The sequence below is a fragment of the Klebsiella sp. GL120222-02 genome (assembly GCF_003097195.1).
Lineage (GTDB): Bacteria > Pseudomonadota > Gammaproteobacteria > Enterobacterales > Enterobacteriaceae > Klebsiella > Klebsiella variicola.
The window spans coordinates 70,270-85,767 of record NZ_QEQO01000012.1 but is presented as its reverse complement, the minus strand read 5'-3'; the positions used below and the strand labels follow the sequence as shown (position 1 = coordinate 85,767).

Here is a 15,498-nt window from a genome sequence, read left to right as displayed (position 1 = left end):
AATAGAGCGAGAGTCAGACTAAAAATTATCTCAATACTCCGGCTGGTTTGGCAACTGAATAAAATCGCCGGACAATAAAGGGAGGATTGATGTCGTACCCGACTCTCAAATCGGTACCCCTTGTATGCTAAATCCGTCCTCACGTCAAACACCTGAAACGTGTTTAGCATGAAAAACCTGCTTAACGTACCGCCAGAATCCGTGGCGTAATAAAGACAACCAGTTCACGGCGTTCATTATCTTTCCCGTCGCGACGAAACAGACGCCCCAGCACCGGGATATCGCCAAGCAGCGGGACGCTGTCACGGGCGGTTTTGTTTTTCTGCGAAAAGATGCCGCCCAACGCTAACGTCTCGCCGCTGCGAACTTCCACCAGGGTTTCTATCTCCTGTTTATCGATGGCCAGCGCCTCGCCATTATCCTGCTTCAGCACCTGACCCGGCGTATTTTCGCTGATCCTCAGCTTCAGCCGCACTCTCCCCTGCTGCAGCACCGTCGGCGTCACCTCCATGCCCAGCACGGCCTCTTTAAACTCCACCGACGTGGCGCCGCTTTCACCGCTGGAAACCTGATAGGGGATCTCGCTCCCCTGCTTGATGCTGGCGGGCTGCATATGCGAGGCCAGCAAACGAGGGCTGGCGATAATATCGACCTGCTGCTTGCGCTCCAGCGCGGAAAGTTCCAGTTCGAGTAAGCGACCGTTAATCTTGCCGATGTTAAACCCCGCACGGGTGCTGGCATCGTTCACCGACATATCGCTGCTCAGGGTGGTAATTTGTCCTGATCCCGGCGAGCCTCCGGCCTCCGCCAGCCGCCACTTCACCCCCAGCTCGCGAAGGCTGGTTTCGCTCATCGACACGATATGAGCGGCCAGCTCCACCTGTCCGACGGGCAAATCCATCTCCTGCGCCCAGTCTTTCAATGCCGGCAGATGCCGGGCATCATCGCGGATCAGCAGCCGGTTGGTCCGTTTGTCCGCCATCAGGTGCCCCCTGGCGCTAAGCAACTTACCGCCCGTTTTAGCCAGCTCCTCGGCATCGGCATAGTGCAGGGTCACGTTCTCGGCCTGCAGGGGCAGGTTCTGCAGGCGTTTCTCCTGTTCCGCTTCACGCTGCGCCTGATTCGCCTTTTGCCAGGCCTGGGTATGCGCGTAGATGACCGTCCCCTGCTGTTGCAAAGAGAGGCCTGCGCTATCCGCCACCGCCCGCAGCGCCTGGGTCCAGGGGACCGTTTGCAGATGCAGGGAGAGCGTACCGCTAACGTCCGGCGCCACAACAAGGTTCTTGTGGTTCATTTCGGCCAGCGCTTGCAGCACATGAGCCACCGGCGCGTCATCAACCACCAGCGAAATTGTCTTTTCATTTCGGGCGGCGCCCGCCGCCAGCGGCAGCAGCAGAAGCAGTAGGCTTATCCATCGCATCATATTGTTTCCCTTCACGTTGCCAGCGCCACGCTGGCGGTTCACACCCCGCAGGCGTGACGATCTCCAGCTCGCCGGTCGTCAGCCGGCTCACCCGCCAGCCCGTGGGCAATTGATCATCCATGCGCACCCGCCGCCATTTGCCGCTCCCGTCCTGCAGAAACCCCGTCCAGCCTGCGCCATCCCCGGCCGCGCCGCCATAGCGCCATTGTGATAACTGCGCCGTGCGGCAGGGATCCTCTACCGGCTGAAAAGGATCGCGCTCGGCCGCCAGCAGCGACAGCGGCAGCCACAGTAAAGCCCAGCGTTTACGTCCCATCTTCCGCCTCCAGTTGCAAACGCAGGCGGAGCACCTGCGCCTCACGCTCCAGCGAGAACGATCGCGGGTTCATCCCGCAGCGCGCCAGCCAGGAAAAAAACGCGGGCAGCGTCTGCCAGGGCAGGGTCAGCTCCATCTCGCCCCCGCTTCCCTGAGGTCGCCAGGCGATAAGCTTCACCCCGGCAAGCGGAATGGCTATCGGCGAAAACGGCTGCTTGTCGATGCGCCCTCCGGGTGTTTCACCGGCAGGCATGCGCAATGCCATCACCCGGCGCCACTGCGTTTGCAGGACGGGGTCGCGGGACACTGCCGCCAGCGGCGGCCCGGCAGCGCACCAGAGCGTAACGCCGAAGCCCAGCCCCCCCATCGCGAGCAGGGTCAGCAGCACCGCCTGGCTGCGCCGGCTGCTAATCCACATCGGCACGCTCTTCTGCAAGGGTAAAACTGAACTGCCAGCGTCCCTCGGCGTCGCGCTGCGTTCCGCCCGCTTTTGCCGGCGCGAATCCCGCCACATTGGTCAGAATGCGCTCCAGTCCGGCCAGCGCCTGAAGGTTGAGGGCCAGGCCATTCACGGTCAGAACCGCGCCCTGGTAATCCAGCCGCGTCAGCCACGCCTGCGCGGGCAGATCTGCCGCCAGCGCCAGCAGCCTGGGTTGCCAGGCGGCGATCGCCGCTCTACGCCGTTGCTGTTGACGATGACGCTGGTGCTGCTGCCACGCCTCGCGCATTGGAAGCTCGCGCTGTTTAAGCGAGGCGAGCAACTGCGCGTCGGCCGTCGCGTGGAGTGTCGCCAGGGCGAGATGCTGCAGACGGACCGTGCGACATACCTGCAGGATCATCAATCCCAGCAGCATAATGCCGGTAGCAATCAGCAGGATGAAGCGCAGGCGCTGGCGCCGCCGCAGGTCGCGCCAGGGGAGAAGATTAACGGCATGCGTCATGGTGTTCACTCCCCAGCGCCAGCCCAAGGGCGATAGCGTAGCGATCGCCATCGACCGGCAGAGGAGGCTGCCGGCGGTGAATGACCTGCCAGACATCTAAGTTGCTGGCCTCGTCGCCAGCGTCAGCGCACAGACGCAAAGGAACCTGAAGCTGCTCCGCCAGCTGGCTTAACGACTTCACCTCATCGCAGGTGACACAACCCCAGGCCTCCTGCGTCGCCCATAGCCAGTGATTTTCATCCCGCCACGCGAGGCCCTGCGACTGCGGGTTCAGCAAGGGGACAAACGCGCCGAGCGCGCTGGCATCCGGCACGATGGCCGCGACCCGCAGTCGTAGCCGTCCTGCCAGCGCCCGCAGGACATTGATGTCCAGCCGCTGCGCCGCCGTGACCTGCCAACCGTCATCCCGCGAGGTGGGAGCATAATCAATGCTTAAGGAGGCGGCGGGCATCGCCAGTTGCTGGGTCATCGCGCTGGCTATCCACGTCGCCTGTTCACGATCCCGCAGGGCGAACTGGGGATAAGGCAGGCGCTTTTGCAGCGTGCGAACGGCGGGGAAAGCGATACTGACCTGATGCTGCACCGGTAGCTCCCGCCGCCAGGCGCTAAGCTGTGCGCCAAGGGCGCTGACGTCCACCACCATCCCCTGCCGTACCAGGCCTGGCGGCAGCGGAATACGCCACCAGCGGCGCAGCGCCCAGTGTGAGCGTTCATGCAATAGCGCGACAATGGCGATGCTATCCTGCTGGATATGCATCCCGATCCGCCAGTTTCTGAAAGCCATGCTTACGATCTCCTTATCCGGCAAAACTGTCCGGCTATATCAATGCACCTGGCTTGCCTTTATACTACCGCGCGTTTGTTTATAAACTGCCCAAATAAAACTAAATGGGAAAACACCGGTGAAGTTCGTAAAGTATCTATTGATCCTTGCAGTCTGTTGCGTACTGCTGGGAGCAGGCTCGATTTTTGGCCTCTACAAATACATAGAGCCGCAACTCCCCGACGTCGCAACCCTGAAGGATGTGCGTTTGCAGATCCCGATGCAGGTCTATAGCGCCGACGGTGAGCTTATTGCGCAATATGGCGAAAAACGCCGTATCCCTGTGACGCTGCAGCAAATTCCCCCCGAGCTGGTGAAAGCGTTTATCGCCACTGAAGACAGCCGTTTCTATGAGCATCACGGCGTCGATCCGGTGGGTATTTTCCGCGCCGCCAGCGTGGCGATGTTTTCAGGCCATGCCTCCCAGGGCGCCAGCACCATCACCCAGCAGTTAGCACGTAACTTCTTCCTCAGCCCCGAGAAGACGTTGATGCGTAAGATTAAAGAGGCCTTTCTGGCTATCCGCATCGAGCAGTTGCTGAACAAAGATGAAATCCTTGAGCTGTATCTGAACAAGATCTACCTCGGCTACCGCGCCTATGGCGTCGGCGCCGCGGCGCAGGTCTATTTTGGCAAACCTATCGACCAGTTGACCCTGAGTGAGATGGCGGTGATTGCCGGTCTGCCGAAAGCGCCTTCTACCTTTAACCCACTCTATTCCATGGATCGCGCGACCGCCCGTCGCAACGTGGTGCTGTCGCGTATGTTGAGCGAGGGGTACATCACCCAGGCGCAATATGATGAGGCGCGCAGCGAAGCGATCGACGCCAGCTATCACGCGCCGAAAATCGCTTTCTCCGCCCCTTACCTGAGCGAAATGGTGCGCCAGGAGATGGTGAATCGCTACGGCGAGCAGGCCTATGAAGATGGCTACCGGGTTTACACCACCATTACTCGCAAGAATCAGCAGGCAGCCCAGCAGGCGGTACGCAATAACGTGCTGGATTACGATATGCGTCACGGCTACCGCGGCCCGGCCAGCGTGCTGTGGAAAGTCGGTGAAACGCCGTGGGAGACGAAGAAAATCATCGACTCGCTGAAGCGTCAGTCTGGCTACGGCCCGCTTTTCCCGGCGGTGGTCACTTCCGCGAATGCCCAGGAGGCCGTCGCGCTGTTGGCTAACGGCGACTCGGTTTCTCTGACGATGGACGGCGTGCGCTGGGCCCGGCGCTTTATCTCGGATACGCAGCAGGGGGCGACCCCGCGTAAAGTCAACGACGTCCTGCAGGCCGGGCAGCAGATCTGGGTTCGTAAAGTGGCTGACGGCTGGTGGCTGTCACAGGTCCCGGACGTCAACTCAGCGCTGGTCTCCATTAATCCGCAAAACGGCGCGATTATTGCTCTCGTCGGCGGGTTTGACTTTAACCAGAGCAAGTTCAACCGCGCCACTCAGGCGCTGCGTCAGGTCGGCTCCAACATTAAGCCGTTCCTCTATACCGCCGCGATGGATAAAGGCTTAACGCTGGCCAGTATGCTCAACGATGTGCCGATCTCGCGCTGGGACGCAGGCGCAGGATCCGACTGGCGGCCGAAGAACTCGCCGCCGCAGTATGCCGGTCCGATTCGTTTACGCCAGGGGCTTGGACAGTCGAAAAACGTGGTGATGGTGCGCGCTATGCGCGCCATGGGCGTTGACTATGCCGCCGAGTATCTGCAGCGCTTTGGCTTCCCGGCGCAAAACATTGTCCACACAGAATCGCTGGCCCTGGGCTCCGCCTCCTTTACGCCCCTGCAGGTTGCCCGCGGATATTCGGTGATGGCCAACGGCGGCTTCCTGGTCAACCCGTTCTTTATCAGTAAGATTGAGAATGATCAGGGCGGCGTTCTCTTCGAAGAACGTCCGAAAATCGCCTGCCCGCAGTGTGATTTACCGGTCATTTACGGTGATACGCCAAAATCCAACGTGCTGGAAAATAAAGATGTGGAAGATGTCGCCACCTCGACGGAACCGCAGAACGGGAACGTGCCGCCACAGCCGCAGCTGGAGCAGGCCAACCAGTCGCTGGTTGCACAGAGCGGCGCCCAGGAATACGCGCCGCATGTGATTAATACGCCCCTGTCGTTCCTGATAAAAAGCGCACTGAACAGCAACATCTTTGGCGAACCGGGCTGGATGGGAACCGGCTGGCGTGCCGGACGCGATCTGCAGCGGCATGACATCGGCGGGAAAACCGGGACCACCAACAGCTCGAAGGATGCCTGGTTCTCAGGCTACGGCCCAGGTGTAGTGACTTCGGTATGGATCGGCTTTGACGATCATCGTCGCGATCTTGGCCGCACCACCGCCTCCGGGGCGATTAAAGATCAGATCTCCGGCTATGAGGGCGGTGCTAAAAGTGCCCAGCCGGCCTGGGACAGCTTTATGAAGAGCGTGCTGGAAGGAGTGCCGGAAGAGCCGTTAACCCCGCCGCCTGGGATCGTCACGGTGAATATCGACCGCAGCACTGGTCAGCTGGCTAACGGGGGCAACAGCCGCGCGGAATACTTCATTGAAGGAACCCAGCCCACGCAGCAGGCGGTCCATGAGGTGGGCACCACCCTGACTGACGGCGGTGGTGAAACCCACGAACTGTTCTGACAAAAAAAGCGCCTGCGGGCGCTTTTTTATTGCTGCTAACGGCGCGCTTTCTCTCAGAGCCGGCCCTGAGCCAGCAGCCACTCGCGCACTAAAAACAGCGCGCTGACGTTACGGGCTTCGTTAAAATCTTCTTCATCCAGCAGCGACATCAGCTGCGCCAGCGGCCAGCGCACCTGCGGCAGCGGCTCAGGTTCATCGCCCGGCAGTGACTCAGGATAGAGGTCTTCCGCCACCAGGATATTCATTTTGCTGGAGAAGTAAGAGGGGGCCATACTGAGCTTCTTCAGAAACGTCAGCTTATTGGCGCCAAAGCCAACCTCTTCTTTCAGCTCGCGATTCGCTGCTTCATCCACGGTTTCACCCGGGTCAATCAACCCTTTGGAGAAACCCAGCTCGTAGGATTCCGTGCCGACGGCATACTCGCGAATCAAAATAATGTGATCATCAACAATCGGCACAATCATCACCGCTTCACGGGTGGATGGCCGCATACGTTCATAAACGCGACGCACACCGTTGCTGAATTCCAGATCGACGCTTTCGACATTAAAGAGGCGCGAACGGGCGACAGTTTCAACATTGAGAATGGTGGGTTTTTGTAATGATTTGCTCATTGTCATCGGTCTATGCTGTGATTAAGCAGTCATTGTGCGATACGCAACACGCTTTCGGCAATCCAAATCGCTACTTATTTACAGAGTTGTAACCTTTTACCGGCAAAGGGGAAAGTAATAAAGATAAAAAAGTCAATAGCTTGAATTCTGTTTGAGAATTTACCGATTTCTGCGCATTAACGTTTTTGGTAAGCTTATACGTTGCTGCATGACATATTCACTACCCTGTAACCAGGTGCGCCACTAACACTGCAGCTTGACGTTAGTCTTCACGTTCACCGACGATATCGTAAGAAAAAATAACTATGATGGGATGGGCATGGGCACCTTTCTGATTTTCCTTACAGCTCTGCTAATCTGCGTATTGCTCATCGGATGGTGGTACCGCGCTCACGCCAGACGCCGACGCCTTCCTCTACTGCACGCCTTTAGCGACGCCACTACGCGGCCGCTTCCTGCCGATGAGCGTCAGGCTATCGAAAAGTATCTTGCGGAGCTCAGTCGCACCCTGCAGGTCCCGGCGTCCGGCGCAACGACCGCACCCGTCGCTTTGGCGCTGAATGAACAGAGTGATACGGTCTACGCGGTGACGCGAGCCATCACTCGCTACGGGATCACTACCGACGCGCCGAATAAATGGCGCTACTTTCTCGATTCGGTGGAAGTCCATCTGCCGCCGTTCTGGGAACAGCATATCAACGACGAAAACAGCGTTGAGTTGATCCCCACCGACAGCCTGCCGCTGGTTATCACCCTTAACGGACATAGCCTGAGCGACTATCGTCAGGAGGCGCAAAGCTACGCCCTGGAACGCGCATCGGCCACCCAGGCCTCCATTCGCGGCGAAGAGAGCGAACAGGTAGAGCTACGGCAGATCCGTCGGGAAAGTCGGGAAGAACACGCCCTCAACCGGCCGGATGGGCTGCGCGAAGCGATCCTGATCGTCGCCTCCTTCCTGTTCTTTTATTTCAGCCTGATTGGGCCAGCCGTTTTTACCCCCTGGCTGGTGGCCGCGGGGGTACTGCTTCTCGCCGCTGGCGTGGGGGGGATCTATGCCCCGCCGCGCCGCGCCGCGTTGCGCGAAATTCACTGCCTGCGGGGCGTTCCCAAACGCTGGGGTCTGTTTGGCGAAAACGATCAGGAACATATCAATAACATTTCGCTGGGTATTATCGATCTCATCTATCCGCGCCACTGGCAGCCATGGATCGCCCAGGACCTGGGACAGCAGACCGATATTGATATCTATCTCAACCGTCACGTGGCCCGCCAGGGACGCTACCTGTCGCTCCATGATGAAGTGAAAAACTTCCCGCTACAGTACTGGCTGCGCAGCGCGATTATCGCCGCCGGCGCGCTGGTAGTGGTGATCATGCTGTGGGTCAGCGTACCGCTAAATATGCCGTTTAAGTTCACCCTGTCGTGGTTGAAGGGCGCCCAGACGATTGAAGCGACAACCGTCGACCAGCTGGCAAAAGCCCATGTGCGCATTGGCGATACGCTGCGCCTGACAGGCACCGGGATGTGTAATATCCGTACGCCGGGTAGCTGGTCGGCCAAAGAGGATTCGCCGTTCCTGCCTTTCGATTGTTCACAGATTGTATGGAACGACGCCCCTCCTCTGCCGCTGCCGGAGTCTGATATTGTCAGCAAAGCGACCGCCCTGATGCAGTCCGTCCAGCGCCAGCTGCACCCGGAAACCGACGATGACTCCCGCGTCAGCCCGGCGCTGCGCTCCGCGATTCAGAAATCAGGCATGGTGCTGCTGGATGATTTCGGCGATATCGTCCTGAAAACCAACGATCTCTGCTCGGCAAAGGATGACTGCCTGCGCCTGAAAAACGCGCTGGTCAATCTCGGGAATACCCGTAACTGGGAGGCATTAACCAAGCGCGCCACCGCCGGAAAACTGGACGGCGTGAACGTGCTGCTGCGCCCGGTCAGCGCGGAGTCGCTGGAGAATCTGGTGACCACTTCCACCGCCCCCTTTGTAATGCGTGAAACTTCGCGAGCCGCGCAGGCGCTAAACAGCCCGGCGCCCGGCGGTTTCTTGATCGCCAGCGATGAAGGCAGCGTGCTGGTCAATCAGCCGTGGCCGGCGGTGAGCCTGTATGATTATCCGGCACATGAGCAGTGGAGCGAGCTGCGGCGGCTGGCCGGTATGCTCATGCATACCCCTTTCCACGCCGAAGGGATCGTCACCAATCTGTTTACCGACGCCAACGGCACCCAGCATATCAATCTGCACCGCATCCCCGACCGCAGCGGACTGTGGCGCTATCTGGGCATTACGCTGCTGCTGTTGTCGATGCTGGGGTGCATGGCTTACCACGGCGTACAGGCGCTGCGTCGTTATCAACGCCATCGCCAGCGTATGGAAGAGATTCAGAAATATTACGAAAGCTGCCTGAACCCGGTACTGCTCCCCGCGTCTGACCCGCAAGATTAATTTTCCCGGCGACAGGGTATGATACCCTGTCGCCCATTTTCTGCTCGCTGGAGAGTCATCATGCATTTTGATATCGCCTGGCAGGAGGTTGATACCGTTCTGCTGGATATGGACGGCACGCTCCTGGACCTCGCTTTTGACAACTATTTCTGGCAAACGCTGGTGCCTGAAACCTGGGGAGCCGCCCGCGGCCTCAATCTGCAGGAGGCGAAAGACGCCATGCGCCAGGAGTATCACGCCGTGCAGCATACGCTAAACTGGTACTGTCTGGATTACTGGAGCGAGCGCCTGGGTTTGGATATTTGTGCGATGACCAGCGAACAGGGTCCGCGCGCCACGCTGCGCGAGGATACGGTGCCGTTCCTTGATGCGCTCAAGGCCTGCGGTAAGCGACGCATTCTGTTGACCAATGCCCATCCCCACAATCTGGCGGTGAAGCTCAAACACACCGGCCTGGATGCGCACCTTGATTTATTACTTTCCACCCACACATTTGGTTATCCGAAAGAGGATCAGCGCCTGTGGCGCGCCGTGGCGGAGGAGACTGGCCTTGAGGCCCATAAAACGCTGTTTGTCGACGACAGCGAGGCGATTCTGGATGCCGCGAGGGAATTTGGCATTCGTTACTGCCTGGGCATTACCAATCCCGACTCCGGGCTGGCGGAAAAGCAGTATCTGCGCCACCCAGGGCTGAATGATTACCGGCGACTGATCCCTTCGCTTACCCCGAAGGAGAGGCGATGAAAGAGAAGCCCAGCGAAACCGTCAGACTAGACAAATGGCTTTGGGCCGCCCGCTTTTACAAGACCCGCGCGCTGGCGCGGGAGATGATTGAAGGCGGCAAGGTGCATTACAACGGACAACGCAGCAAACCCGGGAAAATTGTCGAGCTGGACGCCATGCTGACGCTGCGCCAGGGCAATGACGAGCGTACGGTACGGATCGTCGGTATTACCGAACAGCGCCGCCCGGCAAGTGAAGCCGTCGCCCTGTATGAAGAGACAGCGGAAAGTATCGAGAAGCGTGAAAAAGTGGCCCTGGCGCGCAAAATGAACGCCCTGACCATGCCGCACCCTGACAGACGTCCGGACAAGAAAGAGCGCCGCGACCTGATGAGATTTAAACACGGCGAGAGTGAGTAACTCGCGCCAGAAAGAGAGATGATTATGACTCAACACGATCAATTACATCGTTATCTGTTTGAAAACTATGCCGTACGCGGCGAGCTGGTGACGGTGTCGGAAACCCTGGAACAGATTCTGGCGAATCACACCTATCCACAGCCGGTGAAAACGGTGCTGGCGGAGCTGCTGGTCGCCACCAGCCTGCTGACCGCGACGCTGAAGTTTGCTGGTGATATTACCGTTCAGCTGCAGGGCGATGGCCCTTTACAGCTGGCGGTGATCAACGGCAATAACCAGCAGCAGTTGCGCGGCGTCGCGCGCGTGCAGGGCGATATTGCGGACGATGCGGATCTGAAAACGATGGTCGGCAACGGCTATCTGGTCATTACCATCTCCCCGAAAGAGGGTGAACGTTATCAGGGTGTGGTCGGTCTGGAAGGCGATACGCTGGCCGCCTGCCTGGAAGATTACTTCCAGCGTTCAGAGCAGCTGCCGACGCGCCTCATCATTCGCACCGGGGAACATGAAGGTCAGCCGATGGCCGGTGGGATGCTGCTGCAGGTGATGCCGGCGCAGGATACCCAGACGACCGACTTCGAGCACCTGGCGACGCTCACCGAGACCATCAAGGCGGAAGAGCTGTTCACCCTGCCGGCGAACGATGTGCTGTGGCGCCTGTACCATGAGGAAGAGGTCACGGTCTACGAGCCGCAGAGCGTCGAGTTCAAATGTACGTGTTCTCGTGAACGCTGCGCTGGCGCGCTGAAGACCCTGCCGGATGAAGAGATAGATAGCATCCTCGCCGATGAAGGCGAGATTGATATGCACTGCGACTACTGCGGTAACCACTATATCTTCAATGCCATGGATATTGCCGAGATCCGTAATAACGCCTCTCCGGCCGACCCACAGGTCCATTAATCCCCGCGTCTTCCACAGGTACAGGGTGGCGATGTTGTTCGTCGCCTTGTGCCTGACTTTTATTTATTCACGAGTTGAATCGATTTTCCCTGAAAGAGTTACGTAATTTTATTCCAGGAAAGCGATTACATTCACAATTCAGTAGTTTTTTTAATTACTTTTTAACCATTAATAAACATCTACCCCCAACATCCGCCCATTTCCTGAGATAATCCACTTCACTTCGTGACAGGAGTCACCGTTTTTTTCGTCATTCTGAGGAATGTCGAGATACGTAAATCTATGAGCCTGGTCGCGGTCAATACCCGGTAATAAACCCTACAATTTACAGCAGTACATCTTGGCTAAGGAGCAGTGACATGCGCGTTAATCATGGTTTAACCCCGCAGGATCTCAAGGCTTATGGTATCAATGACGTTCAGGATATCGTCCACAACCCCAGCTACGATATGTTGTTTCAGGAAGAGCTCGACCCCAGCCTGGAAGGTTACGAACGTGGCGTATTAACCAGTCTGGGTGCTATCGCCGTCGACACGGGCATTTTTACCGGTCGTTCTCCGAAAGATAAGTATCTCGTTCGCGACGACACCACCCGCGATACCGTCTGGTGGTCCGATAAAGGCAAAGGTAAAAACGACAACAAGCCGCTTTCACAGGAAACCTGGCAGCATCTGAAAGGGCTGGTGACCCATCAGTTGTCCGGTAAACGGCTGTTTATCGTCGACGCCTTCTGCGGCGCCAACGCCGATACCCGTCTCAGCGTGCGCTTTATTACCGAAGTGGCCTGGCAGGCGCACTTCGTTAAAAACATGTTCATCCGCCCGAGCGATGAAGAGCTGGCGGACTTCGAGCCCGACTTCATCGTGATGAACGGCGCGAAGTGCACCAATCCGCAGTGGAAAGAGCAAGGTCTGAACTCAGAAAACTTCATCGCCTTCAACCTCACCGAGCGCATCCAGCTGATCGGCGGCACCTGGTATGGTGGCGAAATGAAGAAAGGGATGTTCTCGATCATGAACTACCTGCTGCCCCTGAAGGGCATCGCCTCCATGCACTGCTCAGCCAACGTCGGCGAAAAAGGCGATGTCGCCATTTTCTTCGGCCTCTCAGGCACCGGCAAAACCACCCTCTCCACCGATCCAAAACGCCGCCTGATTGGCGATGATGAACATGGCTGGGATGACGACGGCGTGTTTAACTTCGAAGGGGGCTGCTACGCCAAGACCATCAAGCTCTCTGAAGCGGCCGAGCCGGATATCTATCACGCCATTCGCCGCAATGCTCTGCTGGAAAACGTGGTGGTGCGCGCCGATGGCACGATCGATTTCGATGACGGTTCGAAGACTGAAAACACCCGCGTCTCATACCCCATCGACCATATCGACAACATTGTTAAACCGGTTTCCAAAGCGGGTCACGCCACCAAAGTGATCTTCCTGACGGCCGATGCGTTCGGCGTCCTGCCGCCGGTCTCCCGCCTGACCGCCGATCAGACCCAGTACCATTTCCTGTCCGGGTTTACCGCCAAACTGGCCGGCACCGAACGCGGCGTGACCGAGCCCACGCCAACCTTCTCCGCCTGCTTTGGCGCCGCCTTCCTGTCGCTGCATCCGACACAGTACGCCGAAGTGCTGGTTAAACGTATGCAGGCGGCCGGCGCGCAGGCTTATCTGGTCAATACCGGCTGGAACGGCACCGGCAAGCGTATCTCGATTAAAGATACCCGCGCCATCATCGACGCCATCCTCAATGGCTCGCTGGACAACGCGGAGACCTTTACCCTGCCGATGTTTAACCTGCAGATCCCAACGGCGCTCCCGGGTGTGGATACCCAGATCCTCGATCCGCGCAGCACCTATGGTTCCCCGGAGCAGTGGCAGGAAAAAGCCGATCAGCTGGCGAAGCTGTTTATCGAGAACTTTGAGAAGTATACCGATACGCCAGCGGGCGCCGCGCTGGTGGCGGCAGGGCCGCAGCGCTAACGGGCGTAGAGGTGAAAAAGCCGGGCTTGCCCGGCTTTTTGTTGTGCAACGTCCTGATTAGCCAACCTCGGCCGCACTCAGCTCTCTTTAGTGGGTTTCATCGGCGCCAGCATCCGGTGCACCGGCAGCCAGGCGCGGATCAGTAATCCGCCGCGTTCGCTGGAGCCAATCTCCAGCCGGCCGTTGTGATTGTCGATAATACGCTGAACAATCGCCAGCCCCAGCCCGGTGCCGCTGGTACTGCGGGCGCTATCGCCGCGTACAAACGGCTGGAACAGATGTTCGCGCTGCTCAGGTTTGATCCCCGGCCCGTCATCTTCCACCTGGAACCAGGCCCGGCTCGCTTCGCTGCCGCTGCTGACCTTGATCCAGCCATTGCCATAGCGAGCCGCATTCACCACCATATTCGCCAGCGCACGCTTGATAGAAAGCGGGTGCATGCGTACCGGGATTTCACCGGCCTGCAGGGCGGTGGCGATCTCACGTTCATAGCCGCTCTCTGCGGCGATCACTTCGCCCAGTACAGCATTGAGGTCCGCCAGCTCCATCGGCATCTCCTGCCCGGTGCGCAGATAGTCGATAAACTGCTCGATGATGGCGTTGCACTCTTCGATATCTTTATTGATCGACTCAGCGAGATACCCGTCCTGCTCGCCCATCATCTCGGTGGCCAGACGAATGCGCGTCAGCGGAGTACGTAAATCGTGGCTGACCCCGGCCATCAGCAACGTACGGTCGTCAGCCAGCTGTTTCACGCCCGCGGCCATATGGTTAAAGGCGCGGGTCACAGAGCGCACCTCAGAGGCGCCATACTCTCGCAGCGGCGGCGGGATAATACCGCGCCCGACCTGCAGCGCCGCGTGTTCGAGATCTACCAGCGGACGGTTCTGAATACGGATAAACAGCCAGGCGCCGCCTATCGCCAACAGCATGATCGCCAGGGTATAGCGGAACAGCGGCGAGAAGTCGCCCTGATGGATCTCGGTCAGCGGTACCCGCACCCAGATATTGGGCGACAGCCAGGTCTTCAGCCACACCACGGGGGAGCTTTTATTGACCTCCACCCGCACCTCAGTGGGGCCGCCGAGCTGATGCGCCATCTGCTGGCTTAAGAATTCATAATGCTGCGCCCAGCGCAGCCCTGCGTCTTCCGCCGCTTCATTGGAATAGAGCGAAATCCCCAGCTCACGATAAATTTCACGACGAAACGCCGGGGGCACCACCAGCTGGGTGCCATCCTCCAGTTGCAGTTTGTCGGTCATCAGCATACGGACTTCGTAGGCCAATACTTTATTAAACTGCTGGAGACTCGGCAGGATCGCGAAATTCAGTACCACCAGATAGGTCGTCACCAGGCTGACGAACAGCAAGGTGACGATCAGGAGCAGCGTGCGAGCAAAGGAGCTGCGCGGCGAAAAGCGCACGCGTTTCATGCCTTAGAGCCGTCCGGGACGAAGACGTAGCCCAGACCCCAGACGGTCTGGATATAGCGCGGATGCGCCGGGTCCTCTTCCACCATGCGGCGCAGGCGGGAGATCTGAACGTCGATGGAGCGCTCCATCGCTGAATATTCGCGGCCGCGGGCGAGGTTCATCAGCTTATCGCGCGACAGCGGTTCGCGAGGATGACTCACCAGCGCCTTCAGGACCGCAAATTCGCCGCTGGTCAACGGCATCGGCTCGTCTTCACGGAACATCTCGCGGGTGCCCAGGTTCAGTTTGAATTTACCAAAGGCGATAACCGCCTCTTCCTGCGATGGCGCGCCCGGCAGTTCATTCGCCTGACGACGCAGCACCGCCCGAATACGGGCCAGCAGTTCACGCGGGTTAAACGGCTTCGGAATGTAGTCGTCAGCCCCGATTTCCAGGCCAACGATCCGGTCAACCTCTTCACCTTTCGCCGTCACCATAATGATCGGCATCGGGTTGCTCTGACTGCGCAGACGACGGCAAATCGAGAGACCATCTTCCCCTGGCAGCATCAGATCCAGCACCATCAGGTGGAAGGATTCACGGGTTAACAGACGATCCATCTGTTCGGCGTTCGCCACGCTACGAACCTGGAAGCCCTGCTCGGTCAGATAACGTTCGAGCAGCGCACGCAGGCGCATGTCGTCATCCACAACCAGAATCTTATAATTCTCTTGCATTGTTTGTACTCCCAAAGGTTCACTGCAATAGTCAGTGCGTATTCTCAAAAAAGCCCGGCGCGCTCACCAGCTAAATCTGGTATATATTCCAGGCTAAATTGTTACAAAGCATATTTAA

Annotated in this window: 14 protein-coding genes; 6 read left to right on the top strand and 8 right to left on the bottom strand. The window is 58.4% G+C overall.

The features are described 5' to 3' along the window. Nucleotides 1–181 precede the first annotated feature (181 nt). The 5 genes from hofQ to N438_RS25670 are packed head-to-tail and all read right to left on the bottom strand — an operon-like array spanning nucleotide 182 to nucleotide 3,464. The gene (gene hofQ, locus N438_RS25690; RefSeq protein WP_042946941.1) at nucleotides 182–1,423 is read right to left on the bottom strand and encodes a DNA uptake porin HofQ; all 1,242 of its coding nucleotides are present in this window, start codon (nucleotides 1,421–1,423) and stop codon (nucleotides 182–184) included. After that, entirely contained in the window at nucleotides 1,359–1,739 is a 381-nt protein-coding gene (locus N438_RS25685) for a HofP DNA utilization family protein (RefSeq protein WP_040968923.1), read from the bottom strand. The genes hofQ and N438_RS25685 overlap by 65 nt, the downstream gene beginning before the upstream one ends. Next, nucleotides 1,729–2,157, bottom strand: a complete 429-nt coding sequence (locus N438_RS25680; RefSeq protein ID WP_008807014.1) for a hypothetical protein — start codon at nucleotides 2,155–2,157, stop codon at nucleotides 1,729–1,731. Before N438_RS25680 ends, N438_RS25685 begins: the two co-directional genes overlap by 11 nt. Then, nucleotides 2,147–2,680 (bottom strand): PilN domain-containing protein, encoded by a 534-nt coding sequence (locus N438_RS25675; protein WP_012540413.1) that lies wholly within the window; start codon nucleotides 2,678–2,680, stop codon nucleotides 2,147–2,149. The genes N438_RS25680 and N438_RS25675 overlap by 11 nt, the downstream gene beginning before the upstream one ends. After that, nucleotides 2,664–3,464 (bottom strand): hypothetical protein, encoded by an 801-nt coding sequence (locus N438_RS25670; protein ID WP_012967139.1) that lies wholly within the window; start codon nucleotides 3,462–3,464, stop codon nucleotides 2,664–2,666. Before N438_RS25670 ends, N438_RS25675 begins: the two co-directional genes overlap by 17 nt. 118 nt (nucleotides 3,465–3,582) lie before the next feature. Here N438_RS25670 and mrcA point away from each other — a divergent pair, with 118 nt between their 5' ends. Continuing rightward, nucleotides 3,583–6,141, top strand: coding sequence for a peptidoglycan glycosyltransferase/peptidoglycan DD-transpeptidase MrcA (gene mrcA, locus N438_RS25665; protein ID WP_008807011.1), 2,559 nt, complete (start codon nucleotides 3,583–3,585; stop codon nucleotides 6,139–6,141). Between the two features lie 53 nt (nucleotides 6,142–6,194). On the opposite strand, the gene nudE is transcribed toward mrcA, so the two are convergent. Then, nucleotides 6,195–6,755 (bottom strand): ADP compounds hydrolase NudE, encoded by a 561-nt coding sequence (gene nudE, locus N438_RS25660; protein ID WP_012967138.1) that lies wholly within the window; start codon nucleotides 6,753–6,755, stop codon nucleotides 6,195–6,197. Nucleotides 6,756–7,074: 319 nt separating this feature from the next. Here nudE and N438_RS25655 point away from each other — a divergent pair, with 319 nt between their 5' ends. From N438_RS25655 to pckA, 5 genes are all read left to right on the top strand, one after another. Next, nucleotides 7,075–9,204, top strand: a complete 2,130-nt coding sequence (locus tag N438_RS25655; RefSeq protein ID WP_016161902.1) for an intracellular growth attenuator family protein — start codon at nucleotides 7,075–7,077, stop codon at nucleotides 9,202–9,204. 60 nt (nucleotides 9,205–9,264) lie between these two features. Further along, on the top strand, nucleotides 9,265–9,948 hold the full coding sequence (gene yrfG / locus N438_RS25650) for a GMP/IMP nucleotidase (protein WP_004181456.1): 684 nt from the start codon (nucleotides 9,265–9,267) through the stop codon (nucleotides 9,946–9,948). Then, entirely contained in the window at nucleotides 9,945–10,346 is a 402-nt protein-coding gene (gene hslR, locus N438_RS25645; RefSeq protein WP_008807008.1) for a ribosome-associated heat shock protein Hsp15, read from the top strand. Before yrfG ends, hslR begins: the two co-directional genes overlap by 4 nt. 18 nt (nucleotides 10,347–10,364) lie before the next feature. After that, nucleotides 10,365–11,249 carry an Hsp33 family molecular chaperone HslO gene (hslO, locus tag N438_RS25640; protein ID WP_008807007.1) on the top strand — a complete coding sequence of 295 codons (885 nt, stop codon included), beginning with the start codon at nucleotides 10,365–10,367 and terminating at the stop codon, nucleotides 11,247–11,249. Between the two features lie 359 nt (nucleotides 11,250–11,608). After that, complete coding sequence (gene pckA / locus N438_RS25635; RefSeq protein WP_008807006.1) at nucleotides 11,609–13,231, top strand: phosphoenolpyruvate carboxykinase (ATP); 1,623 nt, start codon at nucleotides 11,609–11,611, stop codon at nucleotides 13,229–13,231. A gap of 77 nt (nucleotides 13,232–13,308) precedes the next feature. On the opposite strand, the gene envZ is transcribed toward pckA, so the two are convergent. Beyond that, nucleotides 13,309–14,664: a two-component system sensor histidine kinase EnvZ gene (gene envZ / locus N438_RS25630; protein ID WP_008807005.1), complete on the bottom strand. Its 1,356-nt coding sequence runs from the start codon at nucleotides 14,662–14,664 to the stop codon at nucleotides 13,309–13,311. Next, complete coding sequence (gene ompR / locus N438_RS25625) at nucleotides 14,661–15,380, bottom strand: two-component system response regulator OmpR (RefSeq protein ID WP_001157751.1); 720 nt, start codon at nucleotides 15,378–15,380, stop codon at nucleotides 14,661–14,663. The genes envZ and ompR overlap by 4 nt, the downstream gene beginning before the upstream one ends. Nucleotides 15,381–15,498 lie beyond the last annotated feature (118 nt).

Coding starts and splice junctions, on each gene's coding strand:
- nudE (WP_012967138.1), bottom strand. CDS start 6,755: ATGAGCAAATCATTACAAAAACCCACCATTCTCAATGTTGAAACTGTC.
- N438_RS25675 (WP_012540413.1), bottom strand. CDS start 2,680: ATGACGCATGCCGTTAATCTTCTCCCCTGGCGCGACCTGCGGCGGCGC.
- N438_RS25680 (WP_008807014.1), bottom strand. CDS start 2,157: ATGTGGATTAGCAGCCGGCGCAGCCAGGCGGTGCTGCTGACCCTGCTC.
- yrfG (WP_004181456.1), top strand. CDS start 9,265: ATGCATTTTGATATCGCCTGGCAGGAGGTTGATACCGTTCTGCTGGAT.
- ompR (WP_001157751.1), bottom strand. CDS start 15,380: ATGCAAGAGAATTATAAGATTCTGGTTGTGGATGACGACATGCGCCTG.
- N438_RS25685 (WP_040968923.1), bottom strand. CDS start 1,739: ATGGGACGTAAACGCTGGGCTTTACTGTGGCTGCCGCTGTCGCTGCTG.
- N438_RS25670 (WP_012967139.1), bottom strand. CDS start 3,464: ATGGCTTTCAGAAACTGGCGGATCGGGATGCATATCCAGCAGGATAGC.
- envZ (WP_008807005.1), bottom strand. CDS start 14,664: ATGAAACGCGTGCGCTTTTCGCCGCGCAGCTCCTTTGCTCGCACGCTG.
- hslR (WP_008807008.1), top strand. CDS start 9,945: ATGAAAGAGAAGCCCAGCGAAACCGTCAGACTAGACAAATGGCTTTGG.
- N438_RS25655 (WP_016161902.1), top strand. CDS start 7,075: ATGGGCACCTTTCTGATTTTCCTTACAGCTCTGCTAATCTGCGTATTG.
- hofQ (WP_042946941.1), bottom strand. CDS start 1,423: ATGATGCGATGGATAAGCCTACTGCTTCTGCTGCTGCCGCTGGCGGCG.
- hslO (WP_008807007.1), top strand. CDS start 10,365: ATGATTATGACTCAACACGATCAATTACATCGTTATCTGTTTGAAAAC.
- pckA (WP_008807006.1), top strand. CDS start 11,609: ATGCGCGTTAATCATGGTTTAACCCCGCAGGATCTCAAGGCTTATGGT.